The 22,975-nt window shown below is 31.3% G+C and carries 21 protein-coding genes and 1 pseudogene; 21 read left to right on the forward strand and 1 reads right to left on the reverse strand.

The window, feature by feature from the left end; translation table 11 throughout:
- Positions 1-726: 726 nt before the first annotated feature.
- From HF969_RS03920 to HF969_RS03945, 6 genes and pseudogenes are all read left to right on the forward strand, one after another.
- Positions 727-1,769: pseudogene (locus HF969_RS03920) on the forward strand (EVE domain-containing protein).
- The gene (locus tag HF969_RS03925) at positions 1,747-2,127 is read left to right on the forward strand and encodes an ASCH domain-containing protein (RefSeq protein WP_090289627.1); all 381 of its coding nucleotides are present in this window, start codon (positions 1,747-1,749) and stop codon (positions 2,125-2,127) included. The pseudogene HF969_RS03920 and the gene HF969_RS03925 overlap by 23 nt, the downstream one beginning before the upstream one ends.
- A 4-nt stretch (positions 2,128-2,131) precedes the next feature.
- Positions 2,132-2,647, forward strand: coding sequence for an ATP-binding protein (locus HF969_RS03930; protein ID WP_090289626.1), 516 nt, complete (start codon positions 2,132-2,134; stop codon positions 2,645-2,647).
- Positions 2,648-2,668: 21 nt separating this feature from the next.
- A complete protein-coding gene (locus tag HF969_RS03935; RefSeq protein ID WP_090289625.1) occupies positions 2,669-2,902 on the forward strand; it encodes a DUF3850 domain-containing protein in 234 nt (77 codons plus the stop codon).
- Positions 2,903-4,289: 1,387 nt separating this feature from the next.
- Positions 4,290-4,928, forward strand: a complete 639-nt coding sequence (locus HF969_RS03940; RefSeq protein WP_180363661.1) for an ATP-binding cassette domain-containing protein — start codon at positions 4,290-4,292, stop codon at positions 4,926-4,928.
- Positions 4,921-6,096 carry a hypothetical protein gene (locus HF969_RS03945; protein ID WP_090289624.1) on the forward strand — a complete coding sequence of 392 codons (1,176 nt, stop codon included), beginning with the start codon at positions 4,921-4,923 and terminating at the stop codon, positions 6,094-6,096. Before HF969_RS03940 ends, HF969_RS03945 begins: the two co-directional genes overlap by 8 nt.
- 212 nt (positions 6,097-6,308) lie before the next feature.
- On the opposite strand, the gene HF969_RS03950 is transcribed toward HF969_RS03945, so the two are convergent.
- Positions 6,309-6,842, reverse strand: a complete 534-nt coding sequence (locus HF969_RS03950) for a hypothetical protein (RefSeq protein WP_090289623.1) — start codon at positions 6,840-6,842, stop codon at positions 6,309-6,311.
- Between the two features lie 392 nt (positions 6,843-7,234).
- Between HF969_RS03950 and HF969_RS03955 the strand changes: the two genes are divergently transcribed.
- From HF969_RS03955 to HF969_RS04025, 15 genes are all read left to right on the forward strand, one after another.
- Positions 7,235-7,435, forward strand: coding sequence for a hypothetical protein (locus tag HF969_RS03955; RefSeq protein ID WP_090289622.1), 201 nt, complete (start codon positions 7,235-7,237; stop codon positions 7,433-7,435).
- A gap of 292 nt (positions 7,436-7,727) precedes the next feature.
- Positions 7,728-8,747, forward strand: a complete 1,020-nt coding sequence (locus tag HF969_RS03960; RefSeq protein ID WP_090289621.1) for a YdcF family protein — start codon at positions 7,728-7,730, stop codon at positions 8,745-8,747.
- Between the two features lie 525 nt (positions 8,748-9,272).
- Entirely contained in the window at positions 9,273-10,439 is a 1,167-nt protein-coding gene (locus tag HF969_RS03965; protein WP_090289620.1) for a polysaccharide deacetylase family protein, read from the forward strand.
- 136 nt (positions 10,440-10,575) lie between these two features.
- Positions 10,576-11,523, forward strand: coding sequence for an N-acetylmuramic acid 6-phosphate etherase (gene murQ, locus HF969_RS03970; RefSeq protein ID WP_281241371.1), 948 nt, complete (start codon positions 10,576-10,578; stop codon positions 11,521-11,523).
- On the forward strand, positions 11,516-11,878 hold the full coding sequence (locus tag HF969_RS03975; RefSeq protein WP_245694813.1) for a PTS lactose/cellobiose transporter subunit IIA: 363 nt from the start codon (positions 11,516-11,518) through the stop codon (positions 11,876-11,878). Before murQ ends, HF969_RS03975 begins: the two co-directional genes overlap by 8 nt.
- A complete protein-coding gene (locus HF969_RS03980) occupies positions 11,871-12,170 on the forward strand; it encodes a hypothetical protein (RefSeq protein WP_090289618.1) in 300 nt (99 codons plus the stop codon). The genes HF969_RS03975 and HF969_RS03980 overlap by 8 nt, the downstream gene beginning before the upstream one ends.
- Before the next feature lie 10 nt (positions 12,171-12,180).
- Positions 12,181-12,495 carry a PTS sugar transporter subunit IIB gene (locus HF969_RS03985; protein ID WP_090289617.1) on the forward strand — a complete coding sequence of 105 codons (315 nt, stop codon included), beginning with the start codon at positions 12,181-12,183 and terminating at the stop codon, positions 12,493-12,495.
- 12 nt (positions 12,496-12,507) lie between these two features.
- A complete protein-coding gene (locus HF969_RS03990) occupies positions 12,508-13,848 on the forward strand; it encodes a PTS sugar transporter subunit IIC (protein WP_090289616.1) in 1,341 nt (446 codons plus the stop codon).
- Between the two features lie 76 nt (positions 13,849-13,924).
- On the forward strand, positions 13,925-15,022 hold the full coding sequence (locus HF969_RS03995; RefSeq protein ID WP_090289615.1) for a DUF871 domain-containing protein: 1,098 nt from the start codon (positions 13,925-13,927) through the stop codon (positions 15,020-15,022).
- Positions 15,023-15,024: 2 nt separating this feature from the next.
- On the forward strand, positions 15,025-15,951 hold the full coding sequence (locus tag HF969_RS04000; RefSeq protein ID WP_090289614.1) for an N-acetylglucosamine kinase: 927 nt from the start codon (positions 15,025-15,027) through the stop codon (positions 15,949-15,951).
- Positions 15,932-16,792: a MurR/RpiR family transcriptional regulator gene (locus HF969_RS04005; protein ID WP_090289613.1), complete on the forward strand. Its 861-nt coding sequence runs from the start codon at positions 15,932-15,934 to the stop codon at positions 16,790-16,792. Before HF969_RS04000 ends, HF969_RS04005 begins: the two co-directional genes overlap by 20 nt.
- Entirely contained in the window at positions 16,793-17,929 is a 1,137-nt protein-coding gene (gene anmK, locus HF969_RS04010; protein WP_090289612.1) for an anhydro-N-acetylmuramic acid kinase AnmK, read from the forward strand.
- A 252-nt stretch (positions 17,930-18,181) separates the two neighbouring features.
- Positions 18,182-19,951: a C69 family dipeptidase gene (locus tag HF969_RS04015; protein ID WP_168427157.1), complete on the forward strand. Its 1,770-nt coding sequence runs from the start codon at positions 18,182-18,184 to the stop codon at positions 19,949-19,951.
- A 364-nt stretch (positions 19,952-20,315) separates the two neighbouring features.
- A complete protein-coding gene (locus HF969_RS04020) occupies positions 20,316-22,352 on the forward strand; it encodes a BglG family transcription antiterminator (protein WP_090289610.1) in 2,037 nt (678 codons plus the stop codon).
- On the forward strand, positions 22,353-22,973 hold the full coding sequence (locus HF969_RS04025) for a bifunctional 4-hydroxy-2-oxoglutarate aldolase/2-dehydro-3-deoxy-phosphogluconate aldolase (protein ID WP_090289609.1): 621 nt from the start codon (positions 22,353-22,355) through the stop codon (positions 22,971-22,973). It abuts the gene before it with no gap.
- Positions 22,974-22,975: the final 2 nt, after the last annotated feature.

The raw sequence follows: 22,975 nt of genomic DNA on the forward strand, positions 1-22,975 counted from the left end.
TTTGAGAACATCTATATAAGGAAAAATGATAGATCAGTGTATTTTATAACCATATATTGAATAGTATTATTCAATAAAATTTTAAGTCAAGAAATATAAATTAGAATTTAGTGGGTGAATTATGGTGTGTTTAAATATCTATAGTAATAAAAAATTTTTTATTTGATCTTCATAACTCTAACTATTTTTGATAAATTAGTGATTGCAATGTTTGCTACAGAAGCTAGAATTTCTGTAATCCCTGAAAGTTTGGCTTATGATTTGAGATTATTATAAATGATTCTTAGTTTCGAAAAACATGCAAGATAATTCCTTAGACGTTAAAAAATCTATAATACGAAGATTATTATACGATAATGCAAACTAAGCAGTCTGGCTTGTTTAGTATCTAAACTTTCCATATTTATTATAAAATCTGAAGATTTGAAGTGTTTCTCGCTAAAATGACAATAGCTTGGAATGCAATCAGGATTTTTAATTGGAATGTAAGATGTTGCCCCCATGTATATTACTTCAGGTGGAAAAGCGCCTATTTCTGATTCGCTGGATTATGAAGAGTTTCCTCTTACACTAAGAAAATGAATTTACTAATTGTATCACTTCAATGTCTAAATTTTTTAATTCTGACTTTTGTGTTTTTAATGATAAAATATAGTAGTATGAATGTATAAGTACTGCAAATGTTATGTTAAAATAAGAGAATGTATGTTCTTTAGGAGGTTTTTTATGACAAAAGATGTTATTAGTAAAGTAAGAATTGGAACATTAGATTTTAATGATCCTTTTTTTCAAACTCTCAGAGATGATTATGAAGGATTCGATAAATGGTTAGAAAAAAATCTAATGAAGAAGCATATGTTTTTTTTGAGAATAATAAAATAGGTGGATTTTTGTATTTAAAAGATGAAACGGAAGAATCTAATGAAATACGTCCTTTTTTTGATAAAAGAAGACGTTTAAAAGTGGGTACATTTAAAATTAATGCTCACGGAACTGTATTAGGACAAAGATTTTTGAGTATTATATTAAGAAAAATGTATGAAGAAGGGTTTAACTTCACTTATGTTACATTATTTAAAAAACAAGAAGGTTTGATAAAATTACTTCAAAAATTTGGCTTTAGATTATTGGGAAAAAAGAATAACAATGAATTAGTTTACTATAAAAACGATGAAGTATTTGATAATATTTATATTGATTTTCCAAGAATATCAAATAGAAATAACAATAAATTTTTATTGTCTATACTACCTATTTTTCATACAGATTTATTTCCTGATTCTAAATTAAGTACGGAAAAAAATCATTACATAGAAGATCTTTCTTTTACCAATACTATTGAGAAAGTATATATTGCTGCAATGCATGAGATGGCAAATATAAAAAAGGGTGACCGTATTGTTATTTATAGAACTGCTGAACAGGGTAAGAGCGCAGAGTATTCATCAGTAGCAACTTCGATATGTTCTGTAATTGAAGTAAAAAATATTGATGAGTTTAAAGATATAACTGAATTTTCAAAATTTTGTGGTAAGGGATCAATATTTTCAGAATCTGAATTATCAAATATGTGGGTAAATAAAAAATATCCATACGTTATAAAAATGCTGTATAATGTTCCTTTGAGAAAAAGAATAACTCGACACGATTTAATAGAAGTTATAGGTCTTAATAGACAAGCCTATTTTGGTTGTCTAAAAATTAGTGATCATGAATTTGATAAAATTTTAGAAATAGGTGAAGTAGATGAAGGTTTTATTATCGATTAAACCTGAATTTGTGGAAGAAATAATGGAGGGGAGAAAAAAGTTTGAATATCGAAAGAATATATTCAAACGACCAGACGTATCTTCTGTAGTTGTGTATGCTACTAAACCGTATGGAAAAGTAGTTGGAGAATTTGAAATCGAAAGAATAATAAAAGAAAAACCTAATAAATTGTGGGAACTAACACAAGATTTTTCTGGAATTACGCAGAAGTTTTTTGATGAATATTTTAAGGATAGAAAAACAGGCTTCGCAATTCAAATAAGAAAATTTATTGAGTATGACGAACCAATGGATTTAAAAAATTATGATAATAGAATAAAAACAGCTCCACAATCATTTTTGTACTTGGAGGGATAGGGTTATGGAGTACATTTTTTTGTCAGGTGTACATGGAGTTGGTAAATCTACTTTATTAGAAAGAATTTCGAAAGATAAAAATATAACGATTGAATCTATAAGCAATTTAATTCGACAAGCTGGTAATGAGATTAAGGAAAGTAATAAATTAACCAAAAATATACCAAATAATCAAAATTTGTGGAAGCAAGAATTAAATAAAAAAATACTATTAGATGACAAAAAAATAATTTTAGATGGCCATTTTTGTTTATTAAATTCAAAAGGGGAAGTTGTAGTTTTACCAGATAATACTTTTGAAGGTACAAAAATGAGCAAAATAATTTTTAAAAAAGAAAAAAATGAAATTATAAAGCAGAGAATAGAAAATAGAGATAATATTATTTGGGAATTAGAAACAATTAAGTTACTACAATCTTTGGAAGAAAAAAGAGCCATATTTTTTTCAAGAAAATTTGATATTCCCCTATTTATTTTTGATAACAATGAACTATATAAAGACTTATTAGAATTTATATAGAAAAAAGAGAGATGGTTATTGATGATTCATGAATTAAAAATAGATGAGATATATTTTGAAGATATATTAAGTAATAATAAACAATTTGAGATAAGATATAACGATAGAAATTTTAAAAAAGATGATAAAGTGATTCTAAAAGAAATAAATTCATTTAAAAAATTTACTGGAAGAGAAATTGAAGTTAAAATTATATACTTAACTGAATTTGAACAGAAAGAAGGATATGTTGTTTTTGGTTTTAAAAAGCTTTAACTATGACAATTTATTTAATTAACATTTTAAGAAGCTGGATTAAGTAGTGTCAAGTTATATCAATTTAAATCCTCTATTCTCAATATTAATTCTTATTAATATAACTAGAAATAAAGATATAAAGTGATTCTAACGTATATTGAAAAATAAGAATTTAAGTCTTTTGTTCTCAATGGGTCAGGACATTCGTTGAAACTTGTTTGCTTAAGAATGACTATTGTACGTAGATTTAGAGGAATCGAGCATCCGTTATTGTATTTGATGTAAATATTATTAAAATTTTTGATAATTAAGTATTAACACTTATAGTTCATAAAACTAGGTGCATGAATAAATTTAATCAAAATCAATTCAAAGACGATAATTAATATTTAAAGTTAGGATCTTCATCATCCAGTAAACTAGGCGTCATTTATAGGTCATCATCTAATTCCAGAAGTTCTTTTTTTAATCTAGCCTTTGAATTCTTAAATTTGTTTGCCTTCATCACTATTTGAAACTTCAGATGACTTAAAGACCATTTTGTTATACCGATTCACGGTCAAGAGTTTCATCTCCCGCTATATACTAAATGGCTTCACCCGTCTGTATTTCCTTCATAAGCAATTATTTAATAATAGTTTAGATCTTCATTGTTTCTTTTATTACTTCATTTATCTCATGAAGTAATATTGCCGTCAGCAATAATACATTCTTGATTATTAGACTATTATGTTTCTAATTTAAGGAAACTTATTCATTATTTTGTTTTGAATAATAGTAATTGTTGCTATAAGAATCACCCCAAAAATTGTAAAAAAGCTTTTGTATGAAGGTAAGAAAATCGTAAAAAGAATAAGATAGAAATCATACCCAACATAAAAAATGAATGGTTTGAAGGAAACGCAAATCAAGCAAGAAGACTTGGCCGTTTAATTAAACCAGGTAATGAATCAAGAAAGATTTGTTTTAAAGTGGCAAATTGAGATTCATTTACTTGTCTGTACCTTTTTTATCTTACTTTTTTCTTAATTATTTTTTGCACTGAAAATTATTTATTCAGCGCTTTTATTGTGTATTTTTTCAAAGTTTAGGGACTGGAAAGTTTAGTCCTCCTTCAGTAAGTTTTCGAATAGTTATTGTATGTAATGAGTCTTTATAATATAATAGCTCTATTAAGATAAAATTTAATTTATTAAATTTCGAACTATTAATAAATTCTACATTAAATAAATCATCTCTATAGGAATTGAACTGACAGCCGAAATAAAGAATGATGGATTATAAGGATAATAAACTCATGTACTACTGAAAAAGAAACAATTACCAAAAAAGCAGATTGAAACTAATACTCATTATATAGGTTCTACTGTAAGGACTCTTATCAAAAAAATTGGAGTGGTATAGCTTGTTTATTAAAAAATTAAGACATGAATATCCAAATTTCAAATTAGAAATTGATGATTTAATGCTAAATAGTAATACAATCATCGGTCTAATAGGGGAAAATGGTGCTGGGAAAACTACTTTAATGAATATTCTCTCAGGAATGAATACTGCAAACCAAAATTTACAAATAGATGATCATAACTTAGAAAATATTCTGTATATTCCTTCAGATGTCGAACCATACGAGTTTATGACGGTTATGGAATTCATCACAATTGTTATTAAGTATTCTGACTCATCAATAAGTCCTCAAATTATTATAGATAAGTTAGAACTGAATGAAAAAGAAAATACTTTAATTTCAGAATTATCTCAGGGAATGAAAAAGAAACTAACGTTAATCAATCTTTTTTTAAACAACTATAGCTTAATTATTTTGGATGAACCATTTAAAAGTGTTGATATCAAATTTATTTATCAAATGAAGAAAATCATCCTAGGGTTAAAAGAAGATTCTATTATCTTAATATCTTCTCATATATTAGATACTTTAGAGGATATTTGTGATGAATTCATCTACTTAGAAAAAGGAAAAATTAAAAAAATGTTTAAAAATGATCAGAACCATAAAAGTTTGGAGAGTGAACTGTTTGATTAAGGCTCTCATGGTTGATTTAAAACTATTTAGAGATCGTTTTAAAATTTATGGATTTTTCAATGTGTTTAGTTTGATTCTTATTTTATTGTTAATAGTAGTTGGTGGGAAATGGATACTTTTTACTAAAGCAAACTATTTATCTTTAGCAATGTTTTTTTCACTGTTTCTCATGATGACTGGTTTAACTAATATCAATCCGAATAAAAATAGTTCTTCGAAAATCAGTATGTCTTGCTTTTTCCCAAAACTAGGACTGGACAATATAAATAATTATTATAAATTCAGAAAGTTCATTTTTGCATACGTGACGATAATTTATCTTTTGTTTCCATTCAGTACAACTATCTTTGATTTAAAGACTTTTATTTTTTTATTAATTTTACTTTCTGTATTTATCTTAGTAAGCATAGTTAGTAGTATCTATCTCAGCGAACGTTTGATTAACAACATTAATTTAATTATACAATTAGCAATGGCTTTATATATAGCGTTAAGAAGTAGAGGCATGGCGCCTTTTGAAATTGAAAATGTAATATTAAGGTCTGATTTTAACTTTTTAATAATTCTATATTTCTTAATTTTTATTTTGAATATATACTTGTTGTCAAAAAAAGCTAGAAAGATCAAAGTGTATACATCTGTTTTGGGGATTCGCAATATTTATAATCCATTATTTTTATTTGTACTGAGAACTAAAATTAAATTTGATATTATAATTATGATATTCTTTTCAATAGTATCAGGCTTTGCGGACAATAACTATGATGAACCAATTGTTTTTATAGTGACCTTTTTAGGTGCTTTGTATATGATTTATTATGCATATTTGTATGCAAACGCTAAGAGAATTACTCTATTTTACAACGCTTCTAATTTAAAACAATTGAGAATAGACACGATTAGTCATTTAGCTAAATTCTCAACAATTTTTTGTATAATTGCTGCAACTTTGGGTCTGCTTAGTGATTCTCTTCTCAATTATATTTTTTATTATTTAGTTACAATTATTAGTTTTATTATTTCTAATAATATTGTACGTATTAATATTGAGAAAAAAATAAATAAAAAGGTAATACTGTTTACTGATTTAATAAAAAGTATCTTTTTAACAATAGTATTTATTCTCTTTTTTCTTTATGTGAAATCAGTTTTTTCAACCTTTAAATAATTCCTCAATCATATGTGGTACTAGTAGTTCATACTTTCTAGCAAAATAAATATTAATTCGTTTCAAATGATCGAAAGGTTCGATTATAAAAATAAAAGCATTTAATTATTTATACTTTCAATAGTTGTAAAATTTAGACTCATTCTTATTGTCTATATTAATCAATAAAAAGGCCCTCAATCAATAAAGGCTGAGGGTTTTCTGGTAGTTACTTAATCTAATTCGATTTGTACAGGGTAATCAATATTTAAATCAGGATCTTCATCATTCACTAATTTTAGCATCATTTCTAAATCATCATCGAGTTCAGGAACCTTTTCATCTTCGTCTAGGCTTTGAATTTTTAAAATGATTTGATCTTTTGCACCTGCTTCAATTTCTTCTGAAAGAAAGACCATTTTTTCATCTACTAAATCATCATCGATGGTAACGTCTTCTGCCAAGATATTCATGGTTTTATCAGTTTTATTCTCTACTTCAAAGACGAACTCATAATAATAGCCCAGATCTTCATCATCTTTTTCATTTACTTCAATATATTTAATGAAGAAATCCTCATCATCCGTGATAATATATTTTTCATCTTCACCAGTTAAGTCTTTTAACTCTGTCTCTTTTTCTTTTAGTTCTTCTTTGAGCTCTTTAATTTCAGTTCTCAATTCTTCAATCTTTTCTTCATCTTGAGCAAAAACAGGTACTCCACCCAACATCATCATACTAGCTAGTAACATTAAGCTTTTTTTCATAAATGTTCCTCCTTATAATTTCTAAGAATACATTATTTAATACAAAATTTTTAAAACCTTTCTACGAGCAAGTTTTTCGGTATTTTGACTATATATTTACCGTAACATGATAAGTAGGATCAATCAAATAAATGGATTAATCAACCAAGTAGGTATCACTATTTATCAAAAATTTTACTATTTCAATTATTCTATTTGAAGAAATTGTTTCCGTTATAGGAAAAATATAAGACAAGATCATATCGTACCTTCTTAGTAAAAGTAAGATCTTCACTATTAAGAGATTGGATATGTCTGTTTAAAGAAAACATACGGCGAATAAGCATCGTTGCATATTATTTCGGTTGTCAACCTAGCTTTGTTACACTAAGTATATAATAAGGAGGGATTCTATGAATAATAGTGATCTAAAAGTTTTAGAAGTTATCGAAAACACTTTGCAAGATAATTCTGAAAAGCATTTAACCAAGGCTGATTTCAGTGATATAGAAGAAGACAAATTAGTTGAAAGTCTTCATAAATTACGTACAATGGGCAAAATTGAGTTCGAAGAAAATCAAGGCGAAATTGATTTTGAATCGATTAAATTATAAATAGAAAAGAAGTATCCCTACAGTTGGACATCCCAATCCAACTGTAGGGATATTTTAATGGTTAAAAAAAACAAATACCTTTTATAGAAATACCGGCTATTATAAAATATATAAAGAAAATAAAAATGGTATTGCACAATAGAATAAGCAATACTTTTCAGTTCTAGATTGAATATAATTTCTTATTTCTTAATGTGTTCCGTCTCCTCAAATTTTCCAAGTAAATCGCTTCATTATTCTATCTTAGAAAGGCTTTCTCTAGTATTATAGGGAGAAAGAAAGGAGCATTTCTATGATGCATTTACTGGTAATATTCTTTTTAAGCATATTTATTCTTATGTCAATATATGAAAGACGAACACTTTTATACAGTCTCTCTTTGATTTTGTTGGTTACAACATTATGTATCGATATAATTTTGATATATGAAAGAAATGGGATTGATATTTTTCAAAGTAAAGTAGGCTACCTACTTATCATATTAGCCATATTGTTTATATTGCTCACTATCATTGGTCCAGTTATGATAACTTTTACTTTTATATTTGAGGGAATACGACTCCTTTTAAAAGAAGGGATCTACTTTAGAAACTTATTGGCAGTTGGAGTTGGTTTTCTATTTATATTTAGCCCGTTCATCACAACGGGCATTATAGAATTAGCCAATCACAACACTCTGATCATAGCAATATGTAATATTTATCGCATTATTATTACTTATTTACTTGTTGTAGCGAGTGCCTATACTTTGTCCAGTTTTTTAAATTTTATTAATACAAAGAAACATGATCTTGACTATGTAGTGGTTCTCGGAGCAGGTTTAATAGGTGAACAAGTGACTCCTTTACTGAAAAGTAGAATTGATAAAGGAATAAAAGTTTTTAAAAAACAAAAGAATTGTCGTTTGATAATGTCTGGTGGCCAAGGTTCAGATGAACTTATCTCAGAAGCTGAGGCAATGAAGAGATATGCTGTGGATGTAGGTATCGATCCGCAATTGATCATTGAAGAAAATAAGTCCACTAATACCAAGGAAAATATTAAAAATTCCTATAGTCTTATGGCCATAGATGACCCTAAATTTGCTATTGTAACAAATTATTATCATTTGTTTAGGGCCTTATTATTGTCCAAAAAACTTAACATCAAATGTATTGGATATGGTGCCAAGACACGATTGTACTTTTCTCTAAATGCATTTGTCCGAGAATTTATAGGGTATCTAGCGATGAGTTATAAAGTTCACTCTATTACGTTGCTTTTTTTAATAGTACCTTATCTAATCTTTCTATGGATCGACACTCTTATTTAGTATCCTAGTATTTTTCCTAATAAGTAAATTGGGGATAGTATATATTTCTTGTGGAGTATAATTCTCTCTGTAAAGCAAATAGAGTCAGATCAAAAGTGCATACGTAAAAGTATATAGAGATGAAATAAAAAGCATATCAAAAATAATATCATGAGTTAAAATACATTTACACTCTTTTTCTTCATGTATTGACCCCCAAATGTCAGACCAAAAATCTAACTTCTTTGGAGTTGCATTATTAATTAAGGGTATTTTATAGGAGTGAAGTCATTCTCGGAAGAAATGATAAAGGTATCAAAATATTTAGACAATTCAATCAACTTTGGATAAGTTAGAGATATAAATATCTGATCGTATTTCTATAACAGATTTCAACTTCAGTGATTCTACTTATCATTCTTCGTCTGCAAAAACAAGTTAAAATTCTTAAGGGCTAATCTAGATATAAGGATAATTTTGCGGTATCCTTAAAATAATATAGTTAGTGGTATTAATTTTTAGTATAAGCATAAATAAGGTGATTTAATGTACAAGAAAATAGTAGCTTCTATTCTTACCCTGTTAGCTTTAGGATTGATCCTATTTCTAGGATCCAGAGTTTATTATGATAGTGATAGTGAACTGTCAAAAACAGAACTGAGGGCTCGAAAAAACAATTCTCCAGAATCATATCGTACACTATTAGCAGATTTATATGAGGAGCAACCTTTAACCGCAAAAGGGATCAAACAAGAAAGAAAGTTAAAAGAAGTCAGTTTAGCAGATTATAACATTAAAATTGAACAGATTTTGAATGCGTTAACTGATGGCAATCTTAAAAAGAATATTAAACTTATGGCTGAAAATGATCGAAAAATACTTGAACTCAATCATGCTATTACGGATCTTAAAATAGAGATGGAAGATTCTAATGACTATCCTGCAGGTCTTTTCCTAAAAGTAAAAAAAATAGATCATCAATTAAAATCTTTGCAACTTACAAGAGCATATAAAGATTTAAGTACCTCGTATCAAAGTTGGGGAAAAGCGATCCAAGAGAAATCTGTATCCGTTCCTAATAAAATTTATGCCGACCCTGATCTTGGAAAATATTTAAATGATCCCTCCTTGACAAGTGAAGATAGTAGCGAACATTCTCTGTCATCAAAGTTTGTTGTGTTAACCTTTGATGATGGTCCTAACCCTATCACTACTCCTCAAATACTTGACACGCTTAAATTTTATGATGTGAAGGCAAGCTTTTTTGTATTAGGTCAAAATGCTGAAAAATATCCTGATATCATTAAAAGAATGCAGGATGAAGGACACTTAATAGGTAATCACTCTTATAGTCATCGAAATTTTACGCTGATTAGTGAAGCAGAGATATTAGATGAATTAAATCGTACCAACCAAATTATTGAAAGTGCGACCCATGCTTCGGTCAATTATTACCGTATGCCATATGGTGCAGGCGGTCAACGCGAAATGCAATTAACAAAAATGACACCTGTCTTATGGAATGTCGATTCTGAAGATTGGAAAAGTCGCAATGAACAAATGATCATTAATCGAGTGAATAGCACGTTGAGGCCTGATCCCGTGATTCTTATGCATGATATCTATCAAGAAACGGCAAACTCCTTAGGAACCATCATTGAAAATATCCGCAGGAATGGTTATCAATTCGTGAGATTAGATGAAATGATGTAGTGTTAGCATTATGTTTATAAGCATTAACCAGTCGTGAAGGCTGGTTTTTTTATATGAAAGAGACACTAAGTAAAAAAGAAACCATACGCCACCACCGAAAAATATTTCAATAATATAAATAAAATATTGACAAAATATTTCAACGTGCTATACTTTTTTTGTAAACGCTAACAGGAGGAAGGAAATGGAAGCAGAAAAAAGGAGTACTGAACAGCGGAATCCACGAACATATCATTTTGATCAGGTATCAACATTAGAAATGGTACAACTAATGAATTCGGAGGATAAAAAGGTCGCAGAGGTTGTAAAAAATAATTTAGTTCATATCGCAAAATTGATTGATGAAATCTATAATTTAATGAAAAAAGGGGGACGATTGATATATATTGGAGCAGGCACTTCTGGCAGACTCGGTATCTTAGACGCATCAGAAATTCCCCCAACCTTTGGAGTAGAAAATAATTTAATTCAAGGTATTATTGCAGGGGGTTCTACAGCTTTGCAAAATGCTGTTGAAAATGCGGAAGATGATAAGACACAAGCAATTCAAGATTTAAAAGAAGTAAACCTCAATGAAAATGACTTTTTGATAGGAATTGCTTCTAGTGGAACAACGCCTTATGTTTTCGAGGCACTGCGTTATGCAAAAAGTAAAGGAATAAATACCGGAAGTATCACATGTACTGAAAATAACATGATCAGTCAAGTAGCTAAATTTCCTATAGAACTGATAACTGGCCCTGAAGTTATAACGGGTTCAACTCGGTTAAAGGCTGGGACCGCTCAAAAGTTAGTTTTAAATATGATATCCACATGTATAATGACTAAAATGGGAAAAGTATACAGTAATTACATGGTCGATTTGAAGATAACTAATAAAAAGCTCTATCAACGAGCGACTAATATGTTGATGGATATCCTTGAAATCTCACAGCCAGAAGCGCAAGATCTTTTACAACAGGCAAACGAAAACGTCAAAGCTGCGATTGTGATGAAGTTAGTGGGAGTTTCTTATACAGAATCAGTTGAATTAATAAATAAGAATAACGGTAAAATTAGAGAGGTTGTGGAAATTGATGGATGAGAAGATGAAGGATATGGAGTTAATAGTTTTTACTATTATCAATAAGGGAGGTAATGCAAAAGGATTAGCTTATGAGGCAATTGCTGAAGCAGAAAAAGGTAATTTCAATCATGCGGAGGCTTTATTAAAAGAAGCGGACGCAGAATTAAAAGAAGCGCATAAGGTTCAAACGAGTTTGATTCAAGATGAAGCACGTGGTAAAAAACAGGATATAACTGTTTTATTTGTTCATGCGCAAGATCACCTAATGACTTCAATCGAAGTAAGGAATCTGGCTGAAGTATTTATTAGAAATTCTAGAAGGATCGAAAAGCTTGAAAAAGCCTTAGCTCTAAAGGACAACGGAGATGAATAAGGGGGATTATAAGGAATTTCTGCCCCGATTAGGTTATAAGGATGCGATAATTTTGGTGACAGTTATGATGGTTGCTACTATATTTCTTCCTTATCTGTTAGTAAAAATCGGTGTTCAATCACCTTTTTTGTTTTCATTATCTGGCGCTATTTTGGTAGGAATGACCCCACTCTCGATTTACAGTAACCTCAAAAAACATAGTCATATTCAAGCAAAAATCATCCGGTTAACTTTAGCTTTAATTTACTTCTTGTTTACTTATTTTGCGGCAAGATATAATATCATTTTTTAGGAGGAATCATATGAAATTTCTATTAGTTTGTGCAGGAGGAATGTCCAGTGCGATAGCGGCCAAGTCACTTGAGGAAACTGCTAAAAAGAAGGGTATCGATTTGGAAGTACAAGAAATCGGTACTCAGGCATTTGAGGATGAAGTTGGAGAAGGGTATCAACTAGCGTTAGTTGCTCCTCAAATTAGACATCGTTTTGATACACTAAAAAGTCAAGCAGACGCAGTGTCTGTCCCAATCATATTAATTAAACCTCAAGGGTACTCCCCAATAGGTGGAGAGTTTTTGTTAAATCAAATAAAACAAGAAACGAATGTTTTGGAATAGAGAGGTATAGATATGTTTGAAAAATTAACAGAATTCATAGATAGTAAATTTTCAACGCCTATGGCAAAGTTAGGTGAACAACGTCACTTAAGAGCGGTTAGGGATGGTATTGTTGCTACGTTACCACTAATCATTGTTGCTTCAATGTTTATGGTAATTGCATTTCTACCAAACTCATTACCAGAAAATTGGGCAATAACTCAATTTGTTGCTGAGAATCAAGCAAAAATTCTATTACCATACAGAATGTCGATGTATATTATGACGCTTTATGCAGTGTTTGGTATTGGTTTTTCTTTGGCGAAATCTTATAAATTAGATGGCTTATCCGGAGGTATTTTAGCAGAACTTGCATACTTGCTGACTGTTATTCCTAAATTAATGCCGGAAGTTACACCAGTAGTGCAAGAACTAGCTGATAAGAATGAAGAATTGTCTACATTTGTCTCACAATTACCTGCTGGATTTGTTTTACCCATGGCGAACCTAGGAGCAGCTGGAATGTTTGTTGGAATTTTAGCAGCTTTCTTTGCGGTTGAAATTTATCGCTTCACCCAAAAGAGTGGCTTTAAAATTTCAATGCCGCCACAAGTACCAGAATCGGTTGCGCGTTCCTTTGAGTCATTAACTCCTACGGCGATTATTTTAATCATTGTTTCTACAATCACAATGTTCATCGGTATCGACTTGCATGGTATTATGTCAAATATAATTACGCCATTAATTCAAGCTACTGACTCTATGCCTTCAGTTCTTTTAATTGTCTTTCTTGTACAATTCTTTTGGGCCTTTGGGATTCACGGTATGTCCATAGTTGGTTCATTAGCTCGACCAATTTGGCTAGTTTTGCTGGAATCCAACACAACAGCTTGGGCTGCAGGGGAGAATGTCGTCAATATTGCGCCAGAACCATTTTATCAATGGTTTATATGGATTGGAGGAGCAGGATCAACAATTGGTTTAACTATATTATTAGCTTTTGCTTCAAAATCTAAATATGCGAAAACTTTAGGAAAAACAGCTTTTGTTCCCGCCTTATTTAATATTAATGAACCAATCATTTTTGGAGCGCCGATTATACTAAACCCTACCTTAATTATTCCTTTTATTGTGGTTCCTTTAATAAACACGATCATTGCTTATATTGTGGTTTCAATAGGATGGGTTAATAAGATAGTAGCTTCTTCACCTTGGACTTTACCTGGACCAATTGGTGCCTTTCTAGCTACAGGGAATGACTTTAGAGCGATAATTTTAAGTCTGTTTCTGATTGCCTTATCAACTGCTTTATATTATCCGTTCTTTAGAATTTATGACAAGCAATTATTAGAGCAAGAACTAGATGTGAAATAGACCAGCAAACTTAAATGAATCTTAGCTCCTACTTTTTATTTAAGTAGGAGCTTTAATTAGAATTTGGAGGAAAAAAATGCGAAAACTTGGAATTTCATTGTATCCAGAAAAAAGCAGTTTTGAAGAATTAACCGACTATATTGATGTAGCAGCAGAAGCAGGTTTTAATAAAATTTTCACTTCGCTTTTACAAATTGAAGGTTCTGGTGAAGAGATTGTACAGCGTTTAAAAGAAGCTAATGAATATGCAAAAAATACAGGTTTTGAAATTATTGTGGATGTGTCCCCGCGTATTTTTGATGCCTTAAGAATCTCCTATAATGACTTGAGTTTTTTTAAAAAAATCGGTGCAGATGGTATTCGCTTAGATGCGACTTATAGTGGTCGCGAAGAGGCCATGATGTCCTATAATCCTTATAACCTAAAAATTGAGATGAATATTAGCAACGACGTTCATATGATAGATAATGTGATGGATTATGCACCTAATAAATATAATCTTTTAGGCAGTCATAACTTTTATCCTCATCGATACAGTGGCTTGAGTCGTGATTTTTTTATCAAGACTACCAAACGCTTTACTGCTAATGGAATACGCACCTCAGCCTTTGTCAGTAGTCAAAACAAGGAAACCTTTGGCCCTTGGCCAGTCACTGATGGCTTACCCACTTTAGAGATGCACCGCAATTTGCCATTAGATGTACAGATAAAACATCATTTAGCAATGAACGTAATCGATGATATTATTATTTCTAATTGCTATCCATCATATCAGGAACTTCAGTCTGTCAGTGAGCTTGATTTATCTCTAGTGACTCTCGATGTGAAACCGATCAATAATTTACCTGAAATCGAAAAGAAAATTTTATTTGAAGAACTGCATTTTAATCGTGGAGATATTAATGAATATTTTATTCGTTCGACACAAAGCCGAGTGAAATATAAAGGACATCCATTTGATTTAATGAATGCACCCGATATCATCAGAAGAGGTGATGTTTTAATTGAGAGTAGTTTATATGGCCATTACGCTGGAGAAATGCAAATCGCTTTAAGAGACATGGAAAATTCTGGTAAAACAAATGTAGTTGGAAGAGTTCGTGAAGAAGAAATATTTATCTTAGATGAAATCCAACCGTGGCAGAAATTTAGATTGAGAATGAGTGAGGATTAATAATGTATTTTATATGTGTAGATGGTGGCGGAACTAAAACTCAATTTGCCTTATACTCGAACTGGGGCACACAGATTGATGTTAAAACTCTACCGACTTGTCATATCTTACAAACGACAGAAGAAAAAGCGATTAAAATTTTACAACAAGGTATTTTTTTATTATTAAAAGGAAGAGAAATTAATGAATCAGATTTGGTTCTTTCATTAGGTTTGGGCGGTTATGGGAGCTCGAATAACCGAGGAAAGATCGAAAAAATTGTTCAACTAGTTACACAGAATAGATACCCTTACTTTCTTACTAATGATGCAGAAATTGCATTATTGGGCGCCCATAATGGTCAAAGAGGTGCTATATTAATTGCAGGTACAGGGTCCATTTGCCTATTTTTTGATGGTGAACATACTATTCGAAGTGGTGGTTGGGGCTATTTATTTGGTGATGAAGGGAGTGCTTTTTGGATTGGTCAGAAAATGCTGAATCGTTTTGCCAAAGAAGCAGATAATCGAACTGCTAAAACAGAAATATATACTTATCTGATGCGGAAATATCAACTAACAAATCCTCATGATATTTTAGATGAACTTATTTCAACTAATAAAAATAGTCGAACCATAATAGGTAATCTCGCAAAAGACGTAGTATCTATGGCCAATCAGGGAAGTCAAGAAAGTGTTGAGATTATCAAAGATGCTGCAGCAGAATTGGCAAGTCTTGTTAATGAGTCTCTAAGTGATTACGACAGTGTAAATTTAGCTATTTATGGTGGACTATGGAAAGCAGGAGAAATATTACTTAATTATTTTTCAGAGAGCTTGGATAGTCATATTAAAGTATGTGAGCCAAAAGGAGACGCCTGTCGCGGAGCGTTCATTTATGCAAAGAAACAATTATTAGTTAGGGGAAGCTATGAGCAACGTACAGTTTAAATTGAAACAATTAAAAGATCAGCTAACTGAAACGGAAGAAAAAATTGCTAAGGTGATCGAAACAAAGCCAAAACTAATTTTAAAAGCTAGTTCACAGGAGTTAGCGGACCTATCAGGAACTTCCCCAGCTTCTTGGAATCGTTTAGCCAAAAAGCTAGGATACAAGGGAGTCGTTGAACTAAAAGTTGAATTGGCGACTGAAGGGAATAAACCAGAGATATATGAGGACATTGATCTTCTAATAAATGGTTCAGAAATGATGGAAGATCTTGTCTTGAAGTATCAAAGAATTTGTGAAAAATCGTTAGCAGACACAATAAAAATTCTGGATGTCGAATCTCTTAAACAAGCAATTAAACTTATGATTAAAGCTGATCGAATCTTTATATATGGGGTTGGTGCTAGTTCAACAATTGCGTTTGATTTTTTACAAAAGGTATCAAGGATTGGTAAAACAGCGATTTTTTATCCAGATATGCACCTACTATTATCTCATCTATCAAGCATTACTAGTAGGGATGTTCTTCTTTCAATTTCTTATTCAGGAGAAACACCTGAGGTTATTTTTGGATCGAATTTAGCTAAAGAAAATGGAGCAAATGTAATAAGTATTTCTGGTTTTAATCCAACCAATAGCTTAGCTAAAATAAGTGATGTTAAGTTATTTATTCCACTAGAAGAAAAAAAATTGAGAGTGGGTGCGATTACCTCTAGAAATTCCTCTCTACTGCTTACCGATATCCTTTATTTAGGTTTAGCGGCAGAAGATTACGAAGCAACGCTTTCGATGCTTAAGTATTCGCATACCAAAGCTGATATATTGAAGAATGGGAGGAAATAGATGAAAGCAATAGGAATAATGTCGGGCACCTCTCTTGATGGTGTCGATGTCGTTTTATGTGAAATCAATGGGGTAGATGAAGAAACACAAGTGAAAGAATTAGCCTTTAAAACTTTCAAATTTGAAAGAAAATTAAAAAGTAAGCTAGAAGAGATATTAGAAGAAAAAAAGGCTGATCTGGCATCTATCTGTTCAATTAATTTTGAATTGGGTGAGTTTTTCGCTGAATGTTGTTTGAAATTATGTCAAGCATATGGGATAAATAGCACAGAATTAGCTTTCATTGCTTCCCACGGGCAGACTATTTATCATATTTCTGAAAATAGCGATAGCAGTATTAAAAGTACTTTGCAATTGGGTGAAAGTGCTCTAATCGCAGAAAGATGTGGCTGTCAAGTCATTTCAAATTTTAGATCCAGAGACATGGCTGTTGGTGGCCAAGGAGCTCCTCTAGTTCCTTATAGTGAATATATTTTGTATAAGAACAAGCAAAAATCTTATGGGTTTCAAAATATTGGCGGAATAGGGAATATCACAATAATTCCTAAGAATGCGCAGAAAGAACAAGTCTTTGCGTTTGATACCGGTCCCGGGAACATGATGATCAATCAAGTAACGAAAATTCTTTATGACACAGAGTATGACAATGCGGGAAGGTTTGCTGCTAAAGGAAAATTAATAAAACCGTTACAAGAAGAGTTGATGGGTCACCCTTATCTAAAGACGGAGCCTCCAAAATCAACTGGTAGAGAAATGTTTGGAGATGATTACACTAATAGACTGCTTGAAAAGTATTTCAGTCATAAAAAGGAGGATTTAGTAGCGACCTTCACATGGTTTACGGCCTACTGTATTTATTATAGTTATGAACAATTTATAAAAGAAAAAACAATTATCGATGAGTTAGTAGTCGGTGGCGGAGGGGCTCATAACTTAACGTTATTAACTTGGATAAAAAAACTTTTGCCGACTATCAATGTACTAACTCAAGAAGAAATTGGTATGTCTAGTGATTCAAAAGAAGCAGTGGCCTTTGTTATATTGGGAAATCAAACCTATCATAGAAGACCTTCCAATCTTCCGTCTGTAACAGGAGCAAGAAAAAATGTGATATTAGGTCAAATTACTTATCCTTAACAGTGTTATATTAGATTATTAAAACTTGTTGTTGACTAAGACATATATTCCTTCAGATTTAAATATTTTATAAAATAGTAAAAAGTAATTCCTATATTTTTAATAAAATATATATGAATAATATTGGGTTAAAAAAGGAGTGCTTTTATATAAATTAAAAACTGTAATATTATTTATTAATAGAATGAAAACTAGATCTGAGAGTGTTATACTTATAGTATAAAGCGGTTACAAAAAATTAGGAGGTATTTTATGAAGAAACTACTTACAAGTATGATGGCTATGCTATCTGCTGGGGTTTTATTAACGCAACCGATAGCAGCCTGTACGGGTGTTTATGTTGGTAAGGATCTGACAGAGGATGGATCCGTCATTTTCGGGCGAACTGAAGACTTAGAGCAAAGTCACAACAAAACCTTTGTGGTGGTTGAAGCGACTGAAAATGAAGAAGGTGCAAAACTAGTTGATGAGTATACAAAGTTTGAATTTGAATTGCCAGCTGAATCCTATAAGTATTTTGCTGTTCCAGACACTACCCCAGAGTGGGGCTTATACTATGAAGCAGGTTACAATGAGTATGGTGTTGCGATGGATGCCACTACAACGACTTATACGAATGATGAAGTTTTAGCAGTCGACCCTTTAGTTGAAAATGGACTCTCAGAAGGAATCATGACGACCGTCGTGTTAGGCCACGTTAAAACAGCTCGTGAAGGGGTTGAGTTATTAGCGTCAATTATTGATGAGAAGGGATCTTCTGAAGGAAATGGCTTAATTATAGCCGATAAGAATGAAACCTGGTATATGGAAATTTTATCTGGTCATCAATATGCTGCGATGAAGTTGCCAGATGATATGTTTGCGGTATTTCCTAACTCATTTTTCTTAGAAACAGTTGATGTGGAAGATACTGAAAATGTTATCGCCTCTGCCGATTTAATTAAAACAGCAGAAGAAGCTGGGACTTATGTTGAAGAAGAGGGAATGATTCGAGTAGCTGATTCCTACGCAGCCGAAATTGATCCTGGCTCTATTTCGAGATACTGGTCAGGGGTTAAAACTTTAGATCCGGATGCTGAAGTTTCATTAGATGATACAGAATTTCCATTCTTACATTCAACAGATAAAACGATTACCCTAGACGATGTAATGAGTTTACAACGGAATCGTTTAGAAGATACAGATTATATTCCAGCGGATAACATCGCATCTGCTACCGGTGGACAAGTTGTTAAAGAAACTGAAACAACAGAAGGTGAAGAAGCTGAAGTAACAGAAGGCGAAGAAACCGAAGCATCAGAAAGCGAAGAAGCTGAAGCAACAGAAGGCGAAGAAAGCGAAGAGGCTGAAGCAACAGAAGGTGAAGAAACCGAAGTAGCAGAAAGCGAAGAGGCTGAAGCAACAGAAGGTGAAGAAACCGAAGTAACAGAAAGCGAAGAGGCTGAAGCAACAGAAAGCGAAGAGGCTGAAGCAACAGAAGGTGAAGAAGGCGAAGAAGCTGAGGTAACAGAAGGCGAAGAAACTGAAACGACTGAAAAGCAAGAACCAGAAAAACCTGAGAATGCTTTATATCCAATTGGTAATAAAAACACAATGGAGGCGCATATCTTCCAAATTTATGAAGATATGCCTGAACAAGTTCCAGGTGTGATGTGGTTAGCTATGGGATCTCCTACCGTTTCACCTTATTTACCATACTTTGGAAATATCAATGATACTATTTCTGCTTACCAAGTGGAAACCAATGAATATGATCCAGATTCATTCTATTGGGCAGTAGATAATCTACTAACCATTATGTTGGAAGACGAAGAGAACTTAAAACCAGAAATTAGAGAAAAGATCTTAGCCATTGAAAAAGCTGGTAAAGATAAATATGAAGAATTACGTCAAGAACTTATCACGATGTATGCTGAAGATCCCCAAGCAGCTGCAGAATGGATTACTGAACAAACTATGCAATTAGCTCAAGATGCCTTTGACCAAATCAAAGATCTTGAAGCGGAATATGTTGAGAAATAAAGAACAATAAATAAGAATTATATTTTTTTAATATAATGTCCTTAATGGTTAGCTGAACTGCCCCCTGTCTAATTGATAAGGGGCAGTTCATTATATACTAAGGTATGAAATATTTTTTGAAATAAAATTCAGCACAAATGGGGAGGATATAAACAGACTATAAAAGAAAGCAGAATCATTAATAATTCAAACTATATTTAAAATCAAGAATAAAGAAAAATTTCTGAGCCTAGCATTTTGCTAGGTTTTTTTAAAATTATAATGTACAAACTGAATATCTAATGACACAAAAATTGGGATGAAATCGTATTCAATATTTATTTTTTTCATTTATACTGTAGATAGATAGGAAAGGAGGGAATAAATGAAAGAGCGAGCCATTCAAATTATTTCTTTGCTTATACGAAATAAGGATTATAAAATTTCAAACATAGAAAAAGAATTATCGCTAACGAGAAGACAAATTAATTACTCATTAAATAAAATAAATGAAACTTTTCGTTCACATGGCCTTCCAATAATAGAAAGGACTCCGACAGGAAACTTCATAATACCTAATGAAATAATACAACTGTTTGCAACTGAACAAAATTTAGATATGGATTCTAATACGTATTTTACCGATTTAGAGCGAGTCGATTTTATTTTATTATATTTAATAATTAGTGGAGAAATGGTCTCCCTAAATCACCTAATAGATATGTTGAAGGTAAGTAAAAATACGGTTCTATCAGATTTAAATAACGTTGAGGATAACCTAAATCTTTTTGATCTAAATTTATCTTATAGTCGTAAAGAGGGATACATAATTGATGGTGAAGAGAAAAATGTAAGAGTTCTACTTAATGATATTATTAGACGAAACATATTATATAAAAGAGTTGTCCCTTTTGAACAAAGTATAATTAATAAATTCGAAGATGAAGTTATACATATGGTTAGAATGGTTGAGAAAAATTTAAAAGTTCGATATTCAGATGAATCATTTAAATTTCTAATTGAAGTAATGAAATACAATTTTGCTCGAATTAATTCTGAAAAATCTAAGGAGCTTAATTTTAAAGAACCATTATTGATGGAATCACATGAGTTTAAAATTATTAATAGGGTTGATAATTTGAAGTTAAATCAAGAAAATAAATTGTGGTTTACACTTCTTTTAATTTCTTCAAATATTTATACTAATGCAATCTTAAATTCAGGTGAATACAATATAACAGACACATTATCATTTAAATTAGAGCATTTGATTACGGAAATGGTTGATGATTTTCAAAATCGTACTTTAATACTAATTTCTAATCGTGATAGTTTTGAAAGGAGACTTTTAAATCATTTAAGACCAGCTGTTTTCAGAATTCAATTTGATATCAAAGTTAATGATTATTCATTAGAAGTGTTAAAACAAGAAGATGACTTACTAATTCGTTTAATTCAAGAAATCATACACCCGCTTGAGGAATTTATCGGTAAGAAAATCCCTGATGATGAGTTGCGATTACTTTCCTTATATTTCGGAATGCAACTTAATAGAAACGAAGAGTTACCTGAACCTAAAAAAAGAGCTGTAGTTGTTTGCTCAAACGGACTCATAGTTTCTAAACTTATGCAGCAACTTTTAAGACGCTTATTTCCTGAAATGATTATATTGAATTCTTTGTCCGTCAGAGAATTTAATGAGTTTCAAAATGATTACGATTTAGTTTTTACTTCTATACCATTAAAGACAAAGCTCAAACAGTATATTATTAATCCACTTATGACTTCGGATGAACAATTAGAATTAAGAAAGCAGGTTCTTTCAGACTATGGAATGAGCGAGTTAAATGAAATAGTTGAGAATGCAATTGTTGCAGCTAAGGAACATGGATCTATTTATGATGTAAAAGGCTTGAGGAAAAAGTTTGAAAAGATATTGATTACAAATAATGCTGCTCATGATTATCATGAAGATTTTCTACCAGGACTAAATGATTATTTAAATATAGAGAGAATACAAATTGCTGAAGGTGCTTTGTCATGGAGAGAAGCAATTCAATTATCGTTTAAACCTTTCCTGGAAAAGAATATGCTTGAACAAAGCTATGTTGAAGAAACGATATCGCAGTTTGAAACTGGTAAAGTATTTCATTATTTTGGGACAAAAATGGCTATACCACATTGTGATAGGGTTCAAGATTTAAAATCTGAAGGTATAGGATTGTTAATTTCAAAGACGCCTATACAATTTCCAAATAATATGAAAATAAACTTGATAGCACCAATGGCAATTATAGATACTACGAGACATTTAAAAGCTGTTAATAAGTTAGCGGAGATTGCCCAAAATGACACTCTAACTTCATCGATTATTTTAAGTAATGATATTAAAAAGATATATAGATTATTGGGAGGAAAGTAAATGGAATATCCAAAATTCACTATTATTATGAGAGGTTATACAAAGGAAGAAGCTTTTAAAATAGCAAAAAATATAGATGGTTTAGAAGAAAATTTTGCTATTGAAGTTACGCTAAATACACTGAATGCTTTTGAAATCATTCGTTTGCTGAATGAAAATTTTGGAAATCACTTAAAGGTAGGAGCAGGAACTGTGAGAAACTTAAAGGAAGCTGAAGAAGCAATTGCTAATAATGCACAGTTCTTATTAGGTCCACATGTCTTCTCTAAGGAAATTTTTGATTTAGCGAAGAAAAATCAAGTTTTAACTATCCCAGGAGCGTTTACTCCATCTGAAATTGTAAACCAATTCGAAATGGGAGCAGATATTGTTAAAGTTTTTCCAGCTAGAACTTTAGGAGCAGATTATTTTAAAGATATCCAAGCACCTCTAGGGAAAATTCCACTAATGGCTGTAGGAGGTATTAATTTTGAAAATTACCAATCTTTCTTTAAAAAAGGGGCTTCATTTGTTGGTATTGGTTCTAGTATTTTTAATGGTAGAAAAATATTAGATATGGGAGATATGGAGATCAGAGGAATGCTTAGAAAATATATCGAAAAACTTCAGGAAGTGAACTAAAA

Source organism: Facklamia miroungae, from assembly GCF_012396555.1.
In the GTDB taxonomy this organism is placed as follows: domain Bacteria; phylum Bacillota; class Bacilli; order Lactobacillales; family Aerococcaceae; genus Facklamia; species Facklamia miroungae.